This is a genomic window from Kitasatospora sp. CB01950 (assembly GCF_001905465.1).
GTDB lineage: Bacteria > Actinomycetota > Actinomycetes > Streptomycetales > Streptomycetaceae > Kitasatospora.
In genome coordinates this window covers 546,486-563,102 of record NZ_LISX01000004.1, presented here as the reverse complement: position 1 = coordinate 563,102, position 16,617 = coordinate 546,486, and the positions used below count along the sequence as shown (strand labels likewise).

Below are 16,617 nucleotides of genomic sequence, written 5' to 3'. Positions count from 1 at the left end.
GGACGCCGCCGAACAATCTTTCAGGGAAAGCCCCTCGCCTCACGGCGGGGGGCTTTTTCGCGTTCCCGGACCATTTCCGAGGCCTTGGTGGCCGGCCTTGCTCGTCGGTGATCACGGCCGCGAGTCCACACCTGACCGCGCAGGGTTCAGAGGTGGGAGCCGCCGGTGGCGTTGTAGGCGATGATCTCGGGCATCGCGATGCGGGCGATGCCGCTGGAGATGTTGATGATGCGCCCGCCGTCGCGCAGGCGGGGGAGGGCGTGCTGGACGAGGAAGAACGGGGCGCGGACGTTGACCGCGAAGACCTCGTCGAACTCCTCCTCGGTGAGCTCGGAGAGCGCGGAACTGCGGCCTATGCCTGCGTTGTTGACCAGGATGTCGAGCCGGCCGTCGGGGGCGTATTCGCGGTCGGCCTGGTCGAAGGCGGCCCAGCGGCGGGCCGCGTCGCCGTGGCTGCCGAGGGGGGACCGGACCAGGAAGGCCTTTCCGCCGTTGGCGCGGATCTTCTCCAGCACAGTGGCGGCGGCGTCGTGGTCGCGGGCGTAGCCGATGGCGACGGTGGCACCGTCGGAGGTGAGGCGCTCGGCGATACCGCGGCCGATGCCAACGTGGCGGCCCAGGACGACGAGGTGGCGGTGTTCCTGCGGGAGCTGCGGGCCTCGAACCTGGCGGCCTTCGAGGAGCGGCTGGCCACCGCGAAGCGGTTCGGGTAGCTGGCGCCCGACGCGGATCCGGCCGCGCTGGCGCGGTACTTCGGGGCGGTCCTGCAGGGCATGTCGCAGCGGTCACGGGACGGCGCGGACGTGGCGGAGCCGACGGCGACGGCCGAACTGGCCATGGCGGCCCGGCCGGTGGTGGACGCCGACGCGGCCGCCTCCTGAAAGCGGGCGGGAGGACGTACGCTCGGCGGTATGCAGACTGCTGAGAACACGTCAGGTGGCGGCCGGGTCGAGCGCGTCGAGGCGCTGACGGGGGAACAGGTCGAGTCGGTGCGGGAGTTGCTCGCGGAAGCGGCCCGGACGGACGGCCGGGAGGCGGTCTCGGAGGCGGGCCGGCTGCGTATCCGTCCGGAGAGCCCGCGCCCGGGGGTCGGCCACCTGGTGCAGGTGGCGGACGGCCGGGTGACGGGGTATGCCCAGGTCGAGGGCGAGCGTCCGGGGACGGTCGAGCTGACGGTCGCCCCGGCCGACCGCGGCCGGGGCCTGGGCGGAGCGCTGGTGCGCACTGTGCTGGCCGGCGCGGACGGTGAGCTGAACTTCTGGGCGCACGGCGGCCTGCCGGCGGCCCGGCACCTGGCCGAGGCCCACGGGGCCGTACTGGTACGGGAGTTGCGGCAGATGCGGCGCACCGCCGAGGCACCGGAGCCGGTGCCGACGCCGGCCGGCGTCGAGCTGCGGACCTTCGAACCGGGCCGCGACGAGCAGGCCTGGCTGGCGCTCAACGCGCTCGCGTTCGCCCACCACCCGGAGCAGGGCTCGTGGACCGAGCAGGACCTCGCCGAGCGGATGGCCGAGCCGTGGTTCGACCCGAAGGGCTTCTTCCTGGCCGAGCGAGACGGCCGGCTGGTCGGCTTCCACTGGACGAAGACCCAGCCGGACGGCCTGGGCGAGGTCTACGTGGTGGGCGTGGACCCGGCCGAGCAGGGCGGCGGCCTCGGCAAGGCGCTGACCGCGGTCGGCCTGCGGCACCTGATCCTGGAGCGCGGCCTGCCGACCGTCATGCTGTACGTGGACGCGGACAACGCGGCGGCCGTCCGGGTGTACGAGCGCCTGGGCTTCGCCGTCCACGAGGTGGACCTGATGTACCGCTGGGAGCCGTCGGCAGGCCGCTGACCTGGGCGGGGACCGGGCAGGGACCGTACGGGGACCGGCCGCGTGCGGGGCCGGTGACGGGCGGACGGGGCCGTCCGGTAACCGCCACAGGGGTGACGGACTCAGCTTTCCTCCCGGCCATGCGGTGTTTACCGTGGATTCAATTGGCGCCGCGAAGATCACAGAATGTCGCCCGTATTGCCCCGTCCGCGTCACCGCTCCACCCGCCGCCCGGCCGGGCCGGTTCCGGCTGCGCCGGGCGGGTGGCCATGGGTCGACGAGGACGAACAGCGTGCGGAGGCGTGTCCTTCGTCCCGCCGGGACCACGTCCTGCAGGAGGAGCTGGAACCGATGAGCATCCCGCGCCCCGCCTCCGATTCGGCCACGGCCGAGTCCGGCACCGAGCAGAAGCCGACCGTCAGGTCCGGTGGGAAGACCAGGTCCAGGGCCGCGGCCAAGGATCCGGCGAAGGAGTCGAAGCCGCGGCCCGCAGCCCGGGCCAAGGCCGAGCCGCCGGCGTCGCCGGTCGAGCCCGTGCGGGCGACCTCCGCGCTGCCGGCCGCGGTGGCGGCGACGTTCCTGGCCAGCAGCACGGCCAGCAGCACGGCCAGCAGCACGGGCAGCACGGGCAGCGCGGACGGTGCGCGCGGCACGGAGGGCGGGGAGCTGCCGCAGGGCCGATTCCTGGACCGTGAGCGCAGCTGGCTGGCGTTCAACGAGCGGGTGCTGGAGCTCGCCGAGGACACGAACATCCCGCTGCTGGAGCGCGCCAAGTTCCTGGCGATCTTCGCGTCCAACCTGGACGAGTTCTTCATGGTGCGGGTCGCCGGCCTGAAGCGCCGGATCGCCACCGGCGTCGCCCAGCGCTCCGCGTCCGGGATGCAGCCGCGCGACGTGCTGGACCAGATCTGGCGCCGCTCGCGCGAGCTGATGGCCCGCCACGCGGCGACCTTCCAGCAGGAGGTGCTGCCGGACCTGGCGGCCGAGGGCATCGAACTGGTGCGCTGGCCGGACCTCGCGGAGGCCGAGCAGGCCCGCCTGCACACGCTGTTCCGGCAGCAGATCTTCCCCGTCCTGACGCCGCTGGCGGTCGACCCGGCGCACCCGTTCCCGTACATATCGGGGCTGTCGCTGAACCTGGCGGTCGTGGTGCGCAACCCGGTGTCGGGGCACAAGCACTTCGCCCGGGTGAAGGTGCCGCAGCTGCTGACGCGCTTCCTGGAGGCCTCGCCGCAGCGGTACGTGCCGCTGGAGGACGTGATGGGCGCGCACCTGGAGGAGCTGTTCCCGGGGATGGAGGTGCTCGCCCACCACGCGTTCCGGGTCACCCGCAACGAGGACCTGGAAGTGGAGGAGGACGACACCGAGAACATCCTGAAGGCCCTGGAGAAGGAGTTGATGCGGCGCCGCTTCGGGCCGCCGGTGCGCCTGGAGGTCGAGGAGTCCATCGACCCGTACATCCTGGACCTGCTGGTGCGGGAGCTGAACATCACCGAGGCGGAGGTCTTCCCGCTGCCCGGCCCGCTCGACCTGACCGGCCTGTTCGGCATCGCGGACCTGGACCGGCCCGAGCTGCGCTACCCGAAGTTCGTCGCCGGCACCGCGCGCGGCCTGATCGACGTCGAGTCGGCCTCGCAGCCCGACATCTTCGCCGCGATGCGCGAACGGGACGTCCTGCTGCACCACCCGTACGACTCGTTCTCCACCTCGGTGCAGGCGTTCCTGGAGCAGGCCGCCGCCGACCCGCACGTGCTGGCGATCAAGCAGACGCTGTACCGCACCTCCGGCGACTCGCCGATCGTGGACGCGCTCACCGACGCCGCCGAGTCAGGCAAGCAGGTGCTGGTCCTGGTGGAGATCAAGGCGCGCTTCGACGAGCAGGCCAACATCAAGTGGGCCCGCAAGCTGGAGGAGGCCGGCTGCCACGTGGTCTACGGCCTGATCGGGCTGAAGACGCACTGCAAGCTGTCGCTGGTGGTCCGCCAGGAGGGCGACACGCTGCGCCGGTACTCGCACGTCGGCACCGGCAACTACCACCCGAAGACCGCCCGGCTGTACGAGGACCTCGGGCTGCTGACCTCCGATCCGCAGGTCGGCGCGGACCTCTCCGACCTGTTCAACCGGCTGTCCGGCTACTCGCGCCGCGAGTCGTACCGCCGGCTGCTGACCGCGCCGCGCGGCCTGCGCGACGGCCTGGTCGCCCGGATCAACGGCGAGATCGCCCACCACCGCGCCGGACGCCCGGCCTTCGTCAAGATGAAGGTCAACTCGATCGTCGACGAGGTGGTCATCGACGCCCTGTACCGCGCCTCGCAGGCCGGCGTGCCGGTGGACGTGTGGGTGCGCGGCATCTGCGCAATCCGGCCGGGCGTGCCCGGGCTGAGCGAGAACGTCCGGGTGCGGTCCATACTCGGCCGGTTCCTGGAGCACTCCCGGGTGTTCGTGTTCGGCAACGGGGGCGACGCCGAGGTGTGGATCGGCAGCGCCGACATGATGCACCGCAACCTCGACCGCCGGATCGAGGCGCTGGTCCGGGTCACCGACCCGGCGCACCGGGCCGAACTGAACGGGCTGCTGGACCTCGGCGTCTCCGACGACACCGACTCCTGGCACCTCGGCCCGGACGGCACCTGGATCCGCCACGCGCAGGACGCCGAGGGCCGCCCGCTGCGGCACGTCCAGGACCTGCTGATCGACTCACGCCGCCGCAACCGCGGCTCCGCCGCCGCGCGCTGAGCGGCACCCCGCCCGCGCCGGGAGCCTCCCGGCGCGGGCGGCATGCAGCCCCGGGGCAGGCCCGGGGACGGAATCGGGGAGAGCCACAGCCATGACCGATGCGCCGACGACGGCCCCGGTGGCGCGCGCCGCGACCGCCGGGGAGGTCCTTGCCGGCTACCTGACCGCCCAGGCGGGCGCGTTCCTGCGCGCCCTGCCGCAGGCGGTCGGCGAGGCGGGCTCCAGACCGGGTGCGCTCCCGGCGTCGGCACAGGCCGCGGACGACCTGCTGCGCGCGGTGCGCCGGGTCGGCGGCGCGCTGCACACCTTCGGGCCGGTCTTCGACCCGGTGTGGGCGCAGGAGTCGCGCACCGAGCTGCGCTGGCTGGTCGAACTGCTCGCCCAGGAACCCGGCTACCGGTGCCGCGCCGACCGGCTGCTCGGCGCCCTCGACTCGCTGGCCGACACCGCCCCCGCCGGGGCCGGCATGCTGGCCGGCCACCCGGGCGCGCCCAAGGCCCGGGCGCTGCTGGAGCGCCAGCTGACGCTGGCCCGCACCCGCGCGCACACCGCGCTGCTGCAGGAGCTCCGCTCGGCCCGGCTGCACGCGCTGGCCGACCGGATGACGCTGCTGGCCGGCGAGGTGCCGCTGGTGCCGGAGTCCGCCGCCGAGTCGGCGACGACGCTGCTGCCGCTGACCGCGACGGCACTGGGCGCGCTGGTCACGGCGGCCGAGCGGCTTCCGTGGCAGCGCTCGGCGCAGGCGTACGCGGGGGCGGGCCTGCACCGGCTGGGCACGGCGGAGGCCGAACCGGACACGGTGCCGGCGGCGCGCGGCGCGGCGGAGGCCGACGTGGCGCTGGCCGCGGACGACGCGCCGTGGCTGCGGGTGCGGATCCTGGTGAAGCGGGCCCGGTACGCGCTGGAGGTGTGCCACGCCCCGGCCGGCGAACTGCTGGAGCTGGACCGGGTGCTGGGCCGTCACCAGGAGGCGTCGGACGCGGCGGCCACCGTCTCCACCGCCGCCCGCACGCCGCGGATCACCCCCGCGACGGCGTACGTGCTGGGTGTGGTGCACGCCGATCAGCGGCTGGACGTGGAGGCCGCCCGGTACGCTTTCGGGCGCCAGTGGCCGGCGGTGGCGCCCGGGCTGGTCGGCCCGGCTGCCGTGCCGTCGGCGTGAACCCCCGCTCCCGGATGGACCGCGTGCCGCAGCTTCCCGACCGCTCGTCCCCGCCCGACCGCTCGTCCCCGCCCGACCGTGCCCGCGCCCGGTCGGGCGGCGCCCGCACCGACCGCCGCCCCGCGGCCGGGGCCCGTTCGACGGTGCTGGCGGCGGGCGCGGTGCTGTGGGTGCCCGGGCCGCTGCGCAAGGACGGCAGCCGCAAGAAGCCCCGGGTGGCGCTGGTGCACCGGCCCAAGTACGACGACTGGAGCCTCCCGAAGGGCAAGCTCGACCCGGGCGAGGGCTGGCGGGAGGCCGCGCTGCGCGAGGTCCTGGAGGAGACCGGCATGCACTGCGTGCTGGGCGAGGAGCTGCCCACCCAGCACTACCGGGTGCAGGGCCGCCCGAAGGAGGTCCGGTACTGGGCGGCGGTACCGACCGGCGGCACGTTCCGGCCGAACCGCGAGGTGGACCGGCTGGAGTGGCTGCCGCCGCGCCGGGCCGAGGAACGGCTCACGCACCCCCGCGACCGGGTGCTGATCGACGCGCTGCTGGAACTGCTGCTCGCCGAGCGCCGAGGCGCGCACCGGTCAGGTGGTTCGCGTTCCTCCGACAGGTGATCTGCCCGCGCCCTCCCTGTGACGCAACCGTTACTACCGGCCTAGGTTTCCTGACATCCGTCCGAGGTTCACTCCCCGTTCATTTGTGACGGACTGATGCGTCACCTGTCCTGCCTAACTTCGGGATTACCCGGAGGGCCGCCAGGGCCCCGGACCACAGCAAATCCGGTCGTTCGGAGACCGGTATTGCCTCAGAAAGGGACACCCTGTGAACCTGCGGAACGGCCGCTCCAAGGCCCTCGCCATCGGTGCCGTCGCGCTCGTCTCCACGCTGTCGCTCTCCGCGTGCGGCACGGACGACAACACCAAGCCGGCCGCGAACGGCTCGTCCTCCGGTGCCTCCACGGCCGCCAAGATCGCCTGCGCCGACAAGGGCGGCGCGCTGCTCGCGGCCGGCTCGACCGCGCAGACCCCGGCGATCGACGTCTGGAAGGCCGCGTACGGCAACGCCTGCAGCACCACCACCCTGACCTACGGCGGCGGCGGCTCCGGCGCCGGTGTCACCCAGTTCAACCAGGGCAAGATCGCCTTCGCCGGCTCCGACGGCGCCCTGAAGGCCGCCGAGATCGACGCCTCGAAGGCGGTCTGCACCGGCGGCCAGGGCATCGACCTGCCGATGGTCGGCGGCCTGATCTCGATCGTGTTCAACGTCGAGGGCGTCGACAAGCTGATCGTGGACGGCCCGACCCTGGCCAAGATCTTCGACTCGCAGATCACCAAGTGGAACGCTCCGGAGATCGCCGCCCTGAACCCGGGCGTCAACCTCCCGGCCGCCGACATCCAGGCGATCCACCGCTCCGAGGACTCCGGCACCACCCAGAACCTGACCGCCTACCTGGCCAAGGCCGGCGGCGGCAACTGGAAGTACCCGGCCGCCAAGAGCTGGGCCGGCCAGGGCGGCCAGTCCGCCAACGGCTCCGCCGGTGTCGCGGCCCAGGTCAAGCAGACCAAGAACTCGATCTCCTACGTCGAGCTCTCCTACGCCCAGACCAACAAGCTGAACAGCGCCGCCATCGCCACCGGCGCCTCCAAGCCGGTCGAGGCCACCGCCGCCAACGGCGCCACCACGCTGGCCAACGCCAAGGTCGTCGGCCAGGGCGCGGACATGGCGCTGGACATCGACTACGCGACCAAGGCCGAGGGCGCCTACCCGCTGACCCTGGTCACCTACGAGATCGTCTGCGACAAGGGCAACAAGGCCGAGACCCTGCCGGCCCTGAAGTCCTTCCTGACCTACACCGTCAGCGACGAGGGCCAGCAGGCCATCGGCCAGGTCGGCTACGTGCCGCTGCCGAAGGAGCTCGCCGGCAAGGTGAAGACCCAGATCGACGCCCTCGCCTGAGGCTGAGCGACGACCGGCCGGGTGGCCCCCGAAGGAGGGGGAGGGGCCGCCCGGCCGGGCCGCGTCGAACGCTTCACCCGCACCACCCACCACCAGAACGTCCGGGGCACCGCCGCCAAGGTGCCGCCCTCCGCGGGGCAGCGCCGCCAGACCGGAGTAAACGATCATGACTTCTTCCTCCCCCGCCGACGCGCGGGGACGGACCCCACGACGCCGCGGCGACAGCCGCCGCGGTGACGCCGTGTTCTTCAACCTCTCCCGCGGTGCGGGCATCCTGCTGCTGGTCATCATGGCCGCCATCGCAGGATTCCTGACCTACCGCTCGGCCCTCGCCCTGGGCAAGAACGAGGGCAACTTCTTCACCACCTTCGAGTGGACGCCGGACGCCGCCAAGCCGGTGTTCGGCATCGCCGTGCTCACCTTCGGCACCCTGGTCAGCGCGCTCATCGCGATGGCCATCGCGGTCCCGGTCGCGGTCGGCATCGCGCTGTTCATCTCGCACTACGCGCCGCGCCGGATCGCCCAGCCGTTCGCCTACCTGGTGGACCTGCTGGCCGCCGTCCCGTCGATCGTCTACGGCCTGTGGGGCGTGCTGTTCCTGGTGCCGCACATGGACGGCCTGACCAGCTGGATGGACCAGTACCTCGGCTGGACGTACATCTTCGACCAGAGCAGCGCCGGCGTCCCGCCGCGCAACCTGTTCACGGTCGGCATCCTGCTGGCGATCATGGTTCTTCCGATCATCACCGCGGTCACCCGCGAGGTGTTCCGCCAGGTCCCGCGGATGCACGAGGAGGCGGCGCTCGCGCTCGGCGCGACCCGCTGGGAGATGATCCGCACCGCGGTGCTGCCGTTCGGTCGCCCCGGCATCATCTCCGCGTCGATGCTGGGCCTGGGCCGCGCGCTCGGCGAGACCATCGCCGTCGCCACCGTGCTGTCCACCAACAGCAAGCTGACGCTGCACCTGCTCGACCCGGGCGGCGGCACCTTCGCCGAGAACATCGCGCTGAAGTTCAACGAGGCCCAGCCGCTCGGCCGGGACGCGCTGATGGCCTCCGGCCTGGTCCTGTTCGTGATCACCCTGCTGGTGAACGGCGCGGCCCGCGTGATCATCGCCCGCCGCAAGGAGTACTCGGGGGCTGCCGCGTGAGCACCGTTACCACTGTCACCGACGCCACCCCTCCGCAGCTCGGCCACCGGCTGACCGCGGCCCGGCTGCCCCGCTGGGCGCCCGGCGGCATCGCGCTCGCCTCGATCGCCCTCGGCTGCGGCATCGGCGCCGTCGCCGGACTCGCCAGCCACCTGCAGTGGGGCCTGCTCTCCGCGCTGCTCTTCCTGGCGGTCGGCTACGCCGTCTCGGCCTCGGTCGAGGGCCGCCGGCAGGCCAAGGACCGCTTCGCCACCTCGCTGGTGTGGGTCGCCTTCATCTGCGCCGTGGTGCCGCTGGTCTCGCTGACCTTCTACACCGTGCAGCAGGGCATCGGGGCGATCAGCCCCGAGTTCCTCACCCACTCGATGAAGGGCGTCGTCGCCACCCTCAGCCCCGACGGCGGCATCTACCACGCCATCATCGGCACCGTCGAGCAGGTCCTGCTGGCCACCCTGATCGCCGCGCCGATCGGCCTGCTCACCGCCGTCTACCTGGTGGAGTACGGCCGCGGCCGGCTCGCCAAGGCGGTCACCTTCTTCGTCGACGTGATGACGGGCGTCCCGTCGGTCGTCGCCGGTCTGTTCATCCTCTCGCTCTGGAACATCCTGCTCGGCTTCCAGTACTCCGGCTTCTCCGGCAGCCTCGCGCTGGCGATCCTGATGATGCCGGTCGTGGTCCGCTCGACCGAGGAGATGCTCAAGCTCGTCCCGAACGAGCTGCGGGAAGCCTCGTACGCGCTCGGCGTGCCGCGTTGGAAGACCATCCTGCGGATCGTCCTTCCGACGGCCATCGGCGGAATCACCACCGGTGTGATGCTGGCGGTCGCCCGCATCACCGGTGAGACCGCCCCCGTGATGATGCTGGTGTTCGGCGCCGACTTCATCAACGGCGACCCGTTCAACGGACCCCAGCAGTCGCTGCCGCTCTACATCTGGCAGCAGTACTCACAGGTCAACAACGAGTTCGGCTACTCGCGCGCCTGGGGCGCGGCACTGGTGCTGATCGCCTTCGTGATGGGGCTCAACCTCATCGCCCGGGGCATCGCGCGCTGGCGCTCGCCCAAGGGCGGACGCTGACCCCGACTGACGTACGAACAGACGAGAGAAGACGAAAGATCATGGCCAAGCGCATCGACGTCAGCGGACTGTCCGCCTACTACGGCTCCACCCGCGCCATCGAGGACATCTCGATGACCATCGAGCCCCGCTCGGTGACCGCGTTCATCGGCCCCTCCGGCTGCGGCAAGTCCACCTTCCTGCGCACCCTCAACCGGATGCACGAGGTCATCCCCGGCGCCCGCGTCGAGGGCAAGGTGATGCTCGACGACGAGAACCTGTACGGCGCGAACGTCGACCCGGTCGCCGTCCGCCGCTCGGTCGGCATGGTGTTCCAGCGGCCCAACCCGTTCCCCACCATGTCGATCTACGACAACGTGGTGGCCGGCCTGAAGCTGGCCGGCGTGAAGAAGAAGTCCGTGCTGGACGGCGTGGTGGAGAAGTCCCTGCAGGGCGCCAACCTCTGGAACGAGGTCAAGGACCGCCTGAACAAGCCCGGCGCGGGCCTGTCCGGCGGCCAGCAGCAGCGCCTGTGCATCGCCCGCGCGATCGCGGTCGAGCCCGAGGTGCTGCTGATGGACGAGCCCTGCTCCGCCCTCGACCCGATCTCCACCCTCGCCATCGAGGACCTGATCGGCGAGCTGAAGTCGCAGTTCACCATCGTGATCGTGACCCACAACATGCAGCAGGCGGCGCGCGTCTCCGACCGCACCGCGTTCTTCAACCTGGCGGGCGTCGGCCAGCCCGGCAAGCTGGTCGAGCTGGACGACACCCAGCGGATCTTCTCCAACCCGTCGGTCCAGGCCACCGAGGACTACATCTCCGGCCGCTTCGGCTGACCGGCCCCGCCGCCCCCGGGCGGCGGAGCGCACGAGCTGCTCCGCGGTGCTGCATGGCGGTGCCGCCGCGGAGCCGAGGAAGGGCCCGCCCCCGTGCTGTGGGGGCGGGCCCTTCCGCTGTACTGCCGTGCCGATCGGCCGGTCAGAGGATGAGCAGATTGACCACTCCGAACATCGCGGCAGCCACGATCGCCGCCGCCGGCATCGTGATGAACCAGCCCATCACGATGTTCTTCGCCACCCCCCAGCGGACCGCCCGGACCCGCTTGGTGGCGCCCACGCCCATGATCGCCGAGGTGATCACGTGGGTGGTGGAGATCGGCGCCGCGTAGACGAACGAGGTGACGTACATGACCGCGGAGGCGGTGGCCTCGGCGGCGAAGCCCTGCGGCGGGTCCAGCTCGATGATCTTCCGGCCGAGGGTGCGCATGATCCGCCAGCCGCCCGCGTAGGTGCCCAGCGAGAGCATCGTGGCGCAGGAGATCTTCACCCAGATCGGGATGCCCGTCCCGGAGTGGTGGCCGGAGATGGTCAGGGCCATCACCACGATGCCCATGGTCTTCTGGGCGTCCTGCAGGCCGTGGGCCAGTGCCATCGCGGCGGCCGACGCGGTCTGCGCCACCCGGAAGTTGCGCTTGGCCTTGTGCGGGTTGGCCTTCTTGAAGATCCACAGGATCGCCAGCATCACCAGGAAGCCGCCGATCAGGCCGACCACCGGCGAGATGATCATCGGAAGGATGATCTTCTCCACCACGCCGTGCCAGATCACCTCGGTGCCGCCGGCCAGCGCCGCTCCCACCATGCCGCCGAACAGCGCGTGCGAGGAGGAGGACGGAAGGCCGAAGTACCAGGTCACCAGGTTCCAGGCGATCGCTCCGACCAGCGCGGCGAACAGGATCGCCATGCCCTTGGAGCCCGTCGGGGTCTCGATGATCCCCTCGGAGACGGTCTTCGCCACCCCGCTGCCGAGGAAGGCGCCCGCCAGGTTCATCACCGCCGCCATCGCCAGCGCCGCCCGGGGGGTCAGCGCCCGGGTGGAGACCGAAGTGGCGATCGCGTTCGCGGAGTCGTGGAAGCCGTTGGTGTACGTGAAGAAGAACGCCACGCCGAGGACGGCAATGAGTGCTGCCATGTCCACGGAGCTCAGGACTCCTTGACGGCGATGGTCTCCACCGTGTTGGCCACGTGCTCGAACGCGTCGGCGGCCTCTTCGAGGACGTCCACGACCTGCTTGAGCTTCAGCACCTCGATCGCGTCGTACTGGCCGGAGAACAGGTGGGCCAGCAGCTTGCGGTGGATCTGGTCCGCCTGGTTCTCCAGCCGGTTGACCTCGATCCAGTACTCGGTGAGGTTCGACATCGACCGCAGGTTGGGCATCGCCTCCGCGGTCAACTCGGCAGCCCGGGCCAGCACCTCGATCTGCTGCTCGATGCCCTTCGGGAGGGTCTCGATGTCGTACAGGACGACGAGGTCGACGGCCTCCTCCATGAAGTCCATGATGTCGTCGAGCGAGGAGGCCAGCGCGTAGATGTCCTCCCGGTCGAACGGGGTGATGAACGAGGAGTTCAGCTGGTGGAAGACCGCATGGGTGGTGTCGTCCCCGGCGTGTTCGGCGGCGCGCATGCGCTCGACGATCTCCGCGCGGGCGGACACGTCCGAGCCCAGTAGTTCCAGCAGGAGCTTCGATCCGACGACAAGGTTCTCCGCCGCGGCGGCGAACATGTCGTAGAAGCTCGTCTCCTTCGGGGTCAGGCTAAAACGCACGGAAATCTCCGATGTGCGGGGTCGGTACTTGACGATGCTAGGCGCACGTACCCCGTGCCGGGGCACGGGGCTGCCGACGCGCGCCCTAAGTGTGTCCCAGGACACGCCGGTTTGCTCCCGCTCTGCACGGGGATCTCTGACCTGACGCCCGGACGGCGGAACACCAGGCCGGTGCCGGATGTTGGAAAATGGGCCGAGTACCGAAACCAAGAGGGCGGACCGGGATGACCACCATCGACACCCCCAGCACCGACACCGCGCCGGCGTGCCACGGAGCGGCGCAGGGCGCCGGGCCGCACGGCTACAGCGGCGACAAGGAAGCGCACCTGAAGCGGCTGCGCCGGATCGAGGGCCAGATCCGCGGCCTTCAGCGGATGGTCGACGAGGACGTCTACTGCATCGACATCCTCACCCAGGTCTCCGCCTCGACCAAGGCGCTGCAGTCCTTCGCGCTGTCCCTGCTCGAGGAGCACCTCGGGCACTGCGTCGCGGCCGCGGCCGCCGCGGAGGACGGCGGCGAGCAGCTGAACGCCAAGGTCGCCGAGGCCAGCGCGGCCATCGCGCGGCTGCTGCGCACCTGACGCCCCCGCCCTCCTGACGCCCGCTCAGCCGTCCGTGCCCGTGCCGGACGGCTGTTGGTCGTCCCTGCGCAGCAGCACCTGGTCGATCTGCTCGGCGGCCAGGCGCTCGGCGTGGCTGGCCGAGGCGGCGATCATCAGCTCACCGGCGAGGTCGATCTCGTCCAGCGCGGTGCTGTCGTGGCCGCCGGTGCCGCTCTCCCCGGTTGCCATTGGCCTCCACCCCTTCCGCGCCCCGCCCGTGTCGACCCGACCCCGTACCAGCGTAGGCAGCCGACGGCCGGCCCACATGGCACGGACGGGCCATCTCTGGTGTCCGAAACGGGTGGGGCGGTCACTTCGGGGAGGGCGAGGGCTTCATCGACCAGAGGTCGGCGGCGGGCGGTTCGGCGGCCTCCACCGGCTTGCCGAAGTCGGTCAGCGACAGCGAGGAGACCACCTTCACCTGGTCCTTCGCGGCGGTGGAGCCGGCCACCCCGGCGAAGGTGAAGTTCTCCACCACCTTGTGCATCCGGCCCTGGCCGTCCAGCCAGACCTCGTACGGAACCTCCTTGACCGTGAAGGTCTGCCCGGCCATCCGCAGGCCGTCCGCGCCGCGGCCGCCGGTGGCGTCGGCGGCCTTGGAGAGGTCCAGGCTGCCCTTGTAGTGCTTCAGCTCCACGCCGTCCACCGTCTCGGAGCCGACCAGCTCGGCGGTCTGCGCGCCGCGCAGCGCGCCCGCGGCGGTGGCCGGGTCGGTGGCGCCGGAGCTCACCAGGTTGCCGTCCGGGAGCTGGCGGACGTCCAGCTTGACCCACTTGCCCTCGGGGATCTTGGCCCCGCTGTTCTGCAGGTAGACCGTGCCGGGCAGCACCACCTCGGTGATCTTCCCGCTGGTGGCGGCCCCCGGCGGGACGTCGATCTCCAGCCGGCCCAGCCGCTTCACGTAGTCGTAGCCGCCGGTGCCGTGGAACACCGCCTTCTTCTCGGCGGACTCGGTGCTCAGCTCGGTGGAGGCGTGCGCCGAGCCGGTGCGGCCGGTGATGTCGGCGGTCGAGCGCACCGCCGTCAGCGGGTCGGCGGACAGCTGGTCGGCGGAGCTGTCCTGGTTCGGCCCGCCGGCGGTGCAGGCGGTCAGCAGGCCGGCGAGCACGGCCGCGGCAGCGGCCCGGTTGAGCTTCTTCACGTCTTCGACAACCCCCTGGGCCCCGGACGACCCGGCAAGCAGCCGCCCCGGATGGACAGCGCGCCTGCCCGGCAAACGAGTTGGGGCGCGGAAGGTTACGGGGGAAGAACAGCGGGAGACGCGTCCCCCCGGTGTGGCCCGGGGGACTACCGTGAAGGACGTGGCAGACCGGCAGCCGGAGACGACCGGCGTGGCAGCACGGAACGACCATCGCGCCGAGGTGGTGGAGCGCGGCTCCTTCACCTTCGCCCAGTGCGCATGCGGCTGGTTCGCCCCCGGGCGGCGTTCCCGCGACAAGGCCCGACGGGACGCGGCCGAACACCTGGCGGACCCGGAGCCGGCCTGACCCTCGGGACCGTCAGGCCGCCAGGTCGGACTCCCGGTCGCGGTCCCCGCGCCGACCCGGGCGACGGCCCGCCCGCTCGGCGGCCGGTGCGGCCGACCGGCGTCGGCCGCCGGACGCCGCCGGGGCCTTGGCCACCACCAGCGGCCGCAGCGCCGTCCGGGACAGCGCATGGCACAGCGGCACCAGCACGGCCATCGCGATCGGGGCGAGCAGCAGCACCACGGCGGTGGCCAGCGCGTAGCCGCCGATCACGTCGGTCGGGTAGTGCACGCCCACGTACATCCGGCAGAAGCCCTGCAGCAGGGCGAGCGCGCCGGCGGCCACCCCGAGCTTGCGGTTGATCAGGAACAGCGCGACGGCGATGCCCATGGACATCGCGGAGTGGTCGCTGACGAAGGAGAGGGTGTCCTCCTTGCCGGGGACCAGCACGTCGATCTCGGGATGGTCGACGAACGGGCGGGGCCGGTCCACGATGGCCGAGATCGGCAGGTTGGCGAGCTCGGCGATGGCGACCGCGATCGGCGCCCACAGCACCCCGGCGACGGCGACCGGCGCGTCCGGGCGGCGGCGGGCGCTCAGCCAGGCGGTCAGGCCGATCGCGGCCAGGCCCAGCAGGATGCCGTACTCGGCGGTCCAGGCGATCAGTGAGTCCAGCCAGCCGGGCGCATCGGCGGCCAGGCCGTTCACGGCCTTCAGCAGTTCCAGGTCGGGGTCGCCCGAACCGGTTCCGGCATCGGCGAGCAGCGTGGGCACGCCGCACCTCCCTGTCCGCATTTCCGCAGTGGTTCCCGGTCCGTGCGGCCGGGTGCGGACGTCCGGCAGCCTCCTGAGTCAACGCGATCGGGGCCGCCCGGGGTTCCGCCGAAACGTGCTGTTATGCAAACTTGACTCAGCGTCCACCCCGCATGCACATGCCGAGCGGACGGCTCGTCAGCTCTTTGCCGGCCCTTGACCCGCCGTGATGGTGCCGTCGTTCAGGTTCCGGTTGGGCAGCGCCGCCGCCCCGTCCGGGGTGACCCGGGTCGCCCCGATGTAGTCCCGCTGGTTGATGGTGTCGTAGCGGACCTTGGCGCCGGTGTGCGGGGCGTCGATCATGTAGCCGCCGCCGACGTAGATCCCCACGTGGTGGATGGTGCGCGGGTCCTCCAGGTCGTTGGCGAAGAACACCAGGTCGCCGGGCCGGAGTTGGTCCCGCGACGGGTGCGGGCCGCTGTACCACTGGTCGTTGGCGACGCGGGGCAGCTCGACGCCCACGCTCTCGAACGCCGCCCGGGTCAGACCCGAGCAGTCGAACCGCCCGTTCTCCCAGGCCTGTCCGGTGCCGCCCCACAGGTAGTCGATGCCGAGCTTGCTCTGCGCGTAGTAGATCGCCCCCGCCGCCTCCTTCGACAGCGCCAGCTGCACACCCGCCTTCGCCGGCGCGGTGAACGAGACCGCCAGCGCCTTGATGCTCTTCACGTACCCCTGGGTCTCGCGGTACGGCGGCACCCCGTTGTACTGGATCACCGCGTACGGCCCGGCGTTGTACGCGGCCAGCATGTTCGCCTGCCGGTCCCCGGGCACCTTGGCGACGTCCTTGGCCAGCGCGCAGTCGTAGGTGGCGGCCGAGGCGATCGCGTCGTCCGCGTTCCAGATGTCCCGCTTGCCGTCGCCGTTGCCGTCCGTCCCGTACGTCGCCCACGTCCCCGTCAGGAACTGGGCCATCCCGAACGCCTTCGCCGGGCTCTTCGCGGACGGGTCGAACCCGCTCTCCTGGTACAGCTGCGCGGCCAGCATCGGCGCCGAGATCTCCGGGCAGAGCGAGCCCCACTTCTGGATCTGCGCCCGGTACTGCGCCGGCACCGTCCCGCTGGACAGGGACAGTTCACCGGAGCGCTCCGGCGCCCCACTGGCCGCGTACGTCCCCAGGGTCACCACCCCGACGAAACCGATGCCCACCACCACGGCCGCGGCACCCGCGAGCTTCGCCTTCCGGAGCACCATCCCGCACCATCCCGACGGATCGTCAGCTGCCATGTCCTGTTGCGTTATTGCCCGGTGCAATCATCACAGATACCAAGGGCGGGC

17 protein-coding genes are annotated in these 16,617 nt (G+C 71.7%); 10 read left to right on the top strand and 7 right to left on the bottom strand.

What is annotated here, in order from left to right:
- Positions 1–146: 146 nt before the first annotated feature.
- Positions 147–602, bottom strand: a complete 456-nt coding sequence (locus AMK19_RS34340; protein ID WP_338015787.1) for an SDR family NAD(P)-dependent oxidoreductase — start codon at positions 600–602, stop codon at positions 147–149.
- A gap of 309 nt (positions 603–911) precedes the next feature.
- Here AMK19_RS34340 and mshD point away from each other — a divergent pair, with 309 nt between their 5' ends.
- From mshD to pstB, 8 genes are all read left to right on the top strand, one after another.
- On the top strand, positions 912–1,832 hold the full coding sequence (mshD, locus tag AMK19_RS14520) for a mycothiol synthase (protein WP_073811661.1): 921 nt from the start codon (positions 912–914) through the stop codon (positions 1,830–1,832).
- A 330-nt stretch (positions 1,833–2,162) separates the two neighbouring features.
- The gene (locus tag AMK19_RS14510; RefSeq protein WP_143200205.1) at positions 2,163–4,547 is read left to right on the top strand and encodes an RNA degradosome polyphosphate kinase; all 2,385 of its coding nucleotides are present in this window, start codon (positions 2,163–2,165) and stop codon (positions 4,545–4,547) included.
- Between the two features lie 91 nt (positions 4,548–4,638).
- Positions 4,639–5,709 carry a CHAD domain-containing protein gene (locus AMK19_RS14505; RefSeq protein ID WP_073811656.1) on the top strand — a complete coding sequence of 357 codons (1,071 nt, stop codon included), beginning with the start codon at positions 4,639–4,641 and terminating at the stop codon, positions 5,707–5,709.
- 23 nt (positions 5,710–5,732) lie between these two features.
- Positions 5,733–6,311, top strand: a complete 579-nt coding sequence (locus tag AMK19_RS14500) for an NUDIX hydrolase (protein ID WP_443135010.1) — start codon at positions 5,733–5,735, stop codon at positions 6,309–6,311.
- Between the two features lie 208 nt (positions 6,312–6,519).
- Positions 6,520–7,653, top strand: coding sequence for a phosphate ABC transporter substrate-binding protein PstS (pstS, locus tag AMK19_RS14495; RefSeq protein ID WP_083646784.1), 1,134 nt, complete (start codon positions 6,520–6,522; stop codon positions 7,651–7,653).
- Positions 7,654–7,819: 166 nt separating this feature from the next.
- The gene (pstC, locus tag AMK19_RS14490) at positions 7,820–8,803 is read left to right on the top strand and encodes a phosphate ABC transporter permease subunit PstC (protein WP_073811653.1); all 984 of its coding nucleotides are present in this window, start codon (positions 7,820–7,822) and stop codon (positions 8,801–8,803) included.
- Entirely contained in the window at positions 8,800–9,879 is a 1,080-nt protein-coding gene (gene pstA / locus AMK19_RS14485) for a phosphate ABC transporter permease PstA (RefSeq protein WP_073811651.1), read from the top strand. The genes pstC and pstA overlap by 4 nt, the downstream gene beginning before the upstream one ends.
- A 41-nt stretch (positions 9,880–9,920) precedes the next feature.
- Positions 9,921–10,697: a phosphate ABC transporter ATP-binding protein PstB gene (gene pstB / locus AMK19_RS14480; RefSeq protein ID WP_030458190.1), complete on the top strand. Its 777-nt coding sequence runs from the start codon at positions 9,921–9,923 to the stop codon at positions 10,695–10,697.
- A 142-nt stretch (positions 10,698–10,839) separates the two neighbouring features.
- Here pstB and AMK19_RS14475 read toward each other — a convergent pair whose 3' ends face one another.
- Both AMK19_RS14475 and AMK19_RS14470 read right to left on the bottom strand, forming a co-directional pair.
- Complete coding sequence (locus AMK19_RS14475) at positions 10,840–11,829, bottom strand: inorganic phosphate transporter (protein WP_443135009.1); 990 nt, start codon at positions 11,827–11,829, stop codon at positions 10,840–10,842.
- A gap of 11 nt (positions 11,830–11,840) precedes the next feature.
- Entirely contained in the window at positions 11,841–12,461 is a 621-nt protein-coding gene (locus tag AMK19_RS14470) for a DUF47 domain-containing protein (RefSeq protein WP_073811648.1), read from the bottom strand.
- 224 nt (positions 12,462–12,685) lie between these two features.
- Here AMK19_RS14470 and AMK19_RS14465 point away from each other — a divergent pair, with 224 nt between their 5' ends.
- The gene (locus AMK19_RS14465; protein ID WP_073811647.1) at positions 12,686–13,042 is read left to right on the top strand and encodes a metal-sensitive transcriptional regulator; all 357 of its coding nucleotides are present in this window, start codon (positions 12,686–12,688) and stop codon (positions 13,040–13,042) included.
- A gap of 24 nt (positions 13,043–13,066) precedes the next feature.
- Here the strand turns inward: AMK19_RS14465 and AMK19_RS14460 are convergent, their stop codons facing one another.
- A complete protein-coding gene (locus AMK19_RS14460) occupies positions 13,067–13,252 on the bottom strand; it encodes a hypothetical protein (protein ID WP_073811645.1) in 186 nt (61 codons plus the stop codon).
- Between the two features lie 121 nt (positions 13,253–13,373).
- Entirely contained in the window at positions 13,374–14,204 is an 831-nt protein-coding gene (locus AMK19_RS14455; protein WP_073811644.1) for a hypothetical protein, read from the bottom strand.
- A 160-nt stretch (positions 14,205–14,364) separates the two neighbouring features.
- On the opposite strand from AMK19_RS14455, the gene AMK19_RS14450 reads away from it, so the two are divergent.
- Positions 14,365–14,550 carry a hypothetical protein gene (locus AMK19_RS14450; RefSeq protein ID WP_143200204.1) on the top strand — a complete coding sequence of 62 codons (186 nt, stop codon included), beginning with the start codon at positions 14,365–14,367 and terminating at the stop codon, positions 14,548–14,550.
- 12 nt (positions 14,551–14,562) lie between these two features.
- Here the strand turns inward: AMK19_RS14450 and AMK19_RS14445 are convergent, their stop codons facing one another.
- Both AMK19_RS14445 and AMK19_RS14440 read right to left on the bottom strand, forming a co-directional pair.
- Positions 14,563–15,303, bottom strand: a complete 741-nt coding sequence (locus AMK19_RS14445; protein ID WP_241844402.1) for a phosphatase PAP2 family protein — start codon at positions 15,301–15,303, stop codon at positions 14,563–14,565.
- A 177-nt stretch (positions 15,304–15,480) separates the two neighbouring features.
- A complete protein-coding gene (locus AMK19_RS14440; protein ID WP_073811639.1) occupies positions 15,481–16,533 on the bottom strand; it encodes a C40 family peptidase in 1,053 nt (350 codons plus the stop codon).
- Between the last annotated feature and the right edge of the window lie 84 nt (positions 16,534–16,617).

What these genes read in the sequence shown, in the direction of transcription:
- AMK19_RS14460 (WP_073811645.1), bottom strand. Translation starts at nt 13,252, where the DNA reads ATGGCAACCGGGGAGAGCGGCACCGGCGGCCACGACAGCACCGCGCTG.
- AMK19_RS14475 (WP_443135009.1), bottom strand. Translation starts at nt 11,829, where the DNA reads ATGGCAGCACTCATTGCCGTCCTCGGCGTGGCGTTCTTCTTCACGTAC.
- mshD (WP_073811661.1), top strand. Translation starts at nt 912, where the DNA reads ATGCAGACTGCTGAGAACACGTCAGGTGGCGGCCGGGTCGAGCGCGTC.
- pstB (WP_030458190.1), top strand. Translation starts at nt 9,921, where the DNA reads ATGGCCAAGCGCATCGACGTCAGCGGACTGTCCGCCTACTACGGCTCC.
- pstC (WP_073811653.1), top strand. Translation starts at nt 7,820, where the DNA reads ATGACTTCTTCCTCCCCCGCCGACGCGCGGGGACGGACCCCACGACGC.
- AMK19_RS14440 (WP_073811639.1), bottom strand. Translation starts at nt 16,533, where the DNA reads ATGGTGCTCCGGAAGGCGAAGCTCGCGGGTGCCGCGGCCGTGGTGGTG.
- AMK19_RS14465 (WP_073811647.1), top strand. Translation starts at nt 12,686, where the DNA reads ATGACCACCATCGACACCCCCAGCACCGACACCGCGCCGGCGTGCCAC.
- AMK19_RS14510 (WP_143200205.1), top strand. Translation starts at nt 2,163, where the DNA reads ATGAGCATCCCGCGCCCCGCCTCCGATTCGGCCACGGCCGAGTCCGGC.
- AMK19_RS14505 (WP_073811656.1), top strand. Translation starts at nt 4,639, where the DNA reads ATGACCGATGCGCCGACGACGGCCCCGGTGGCGCGCGCCGCGACCGCC.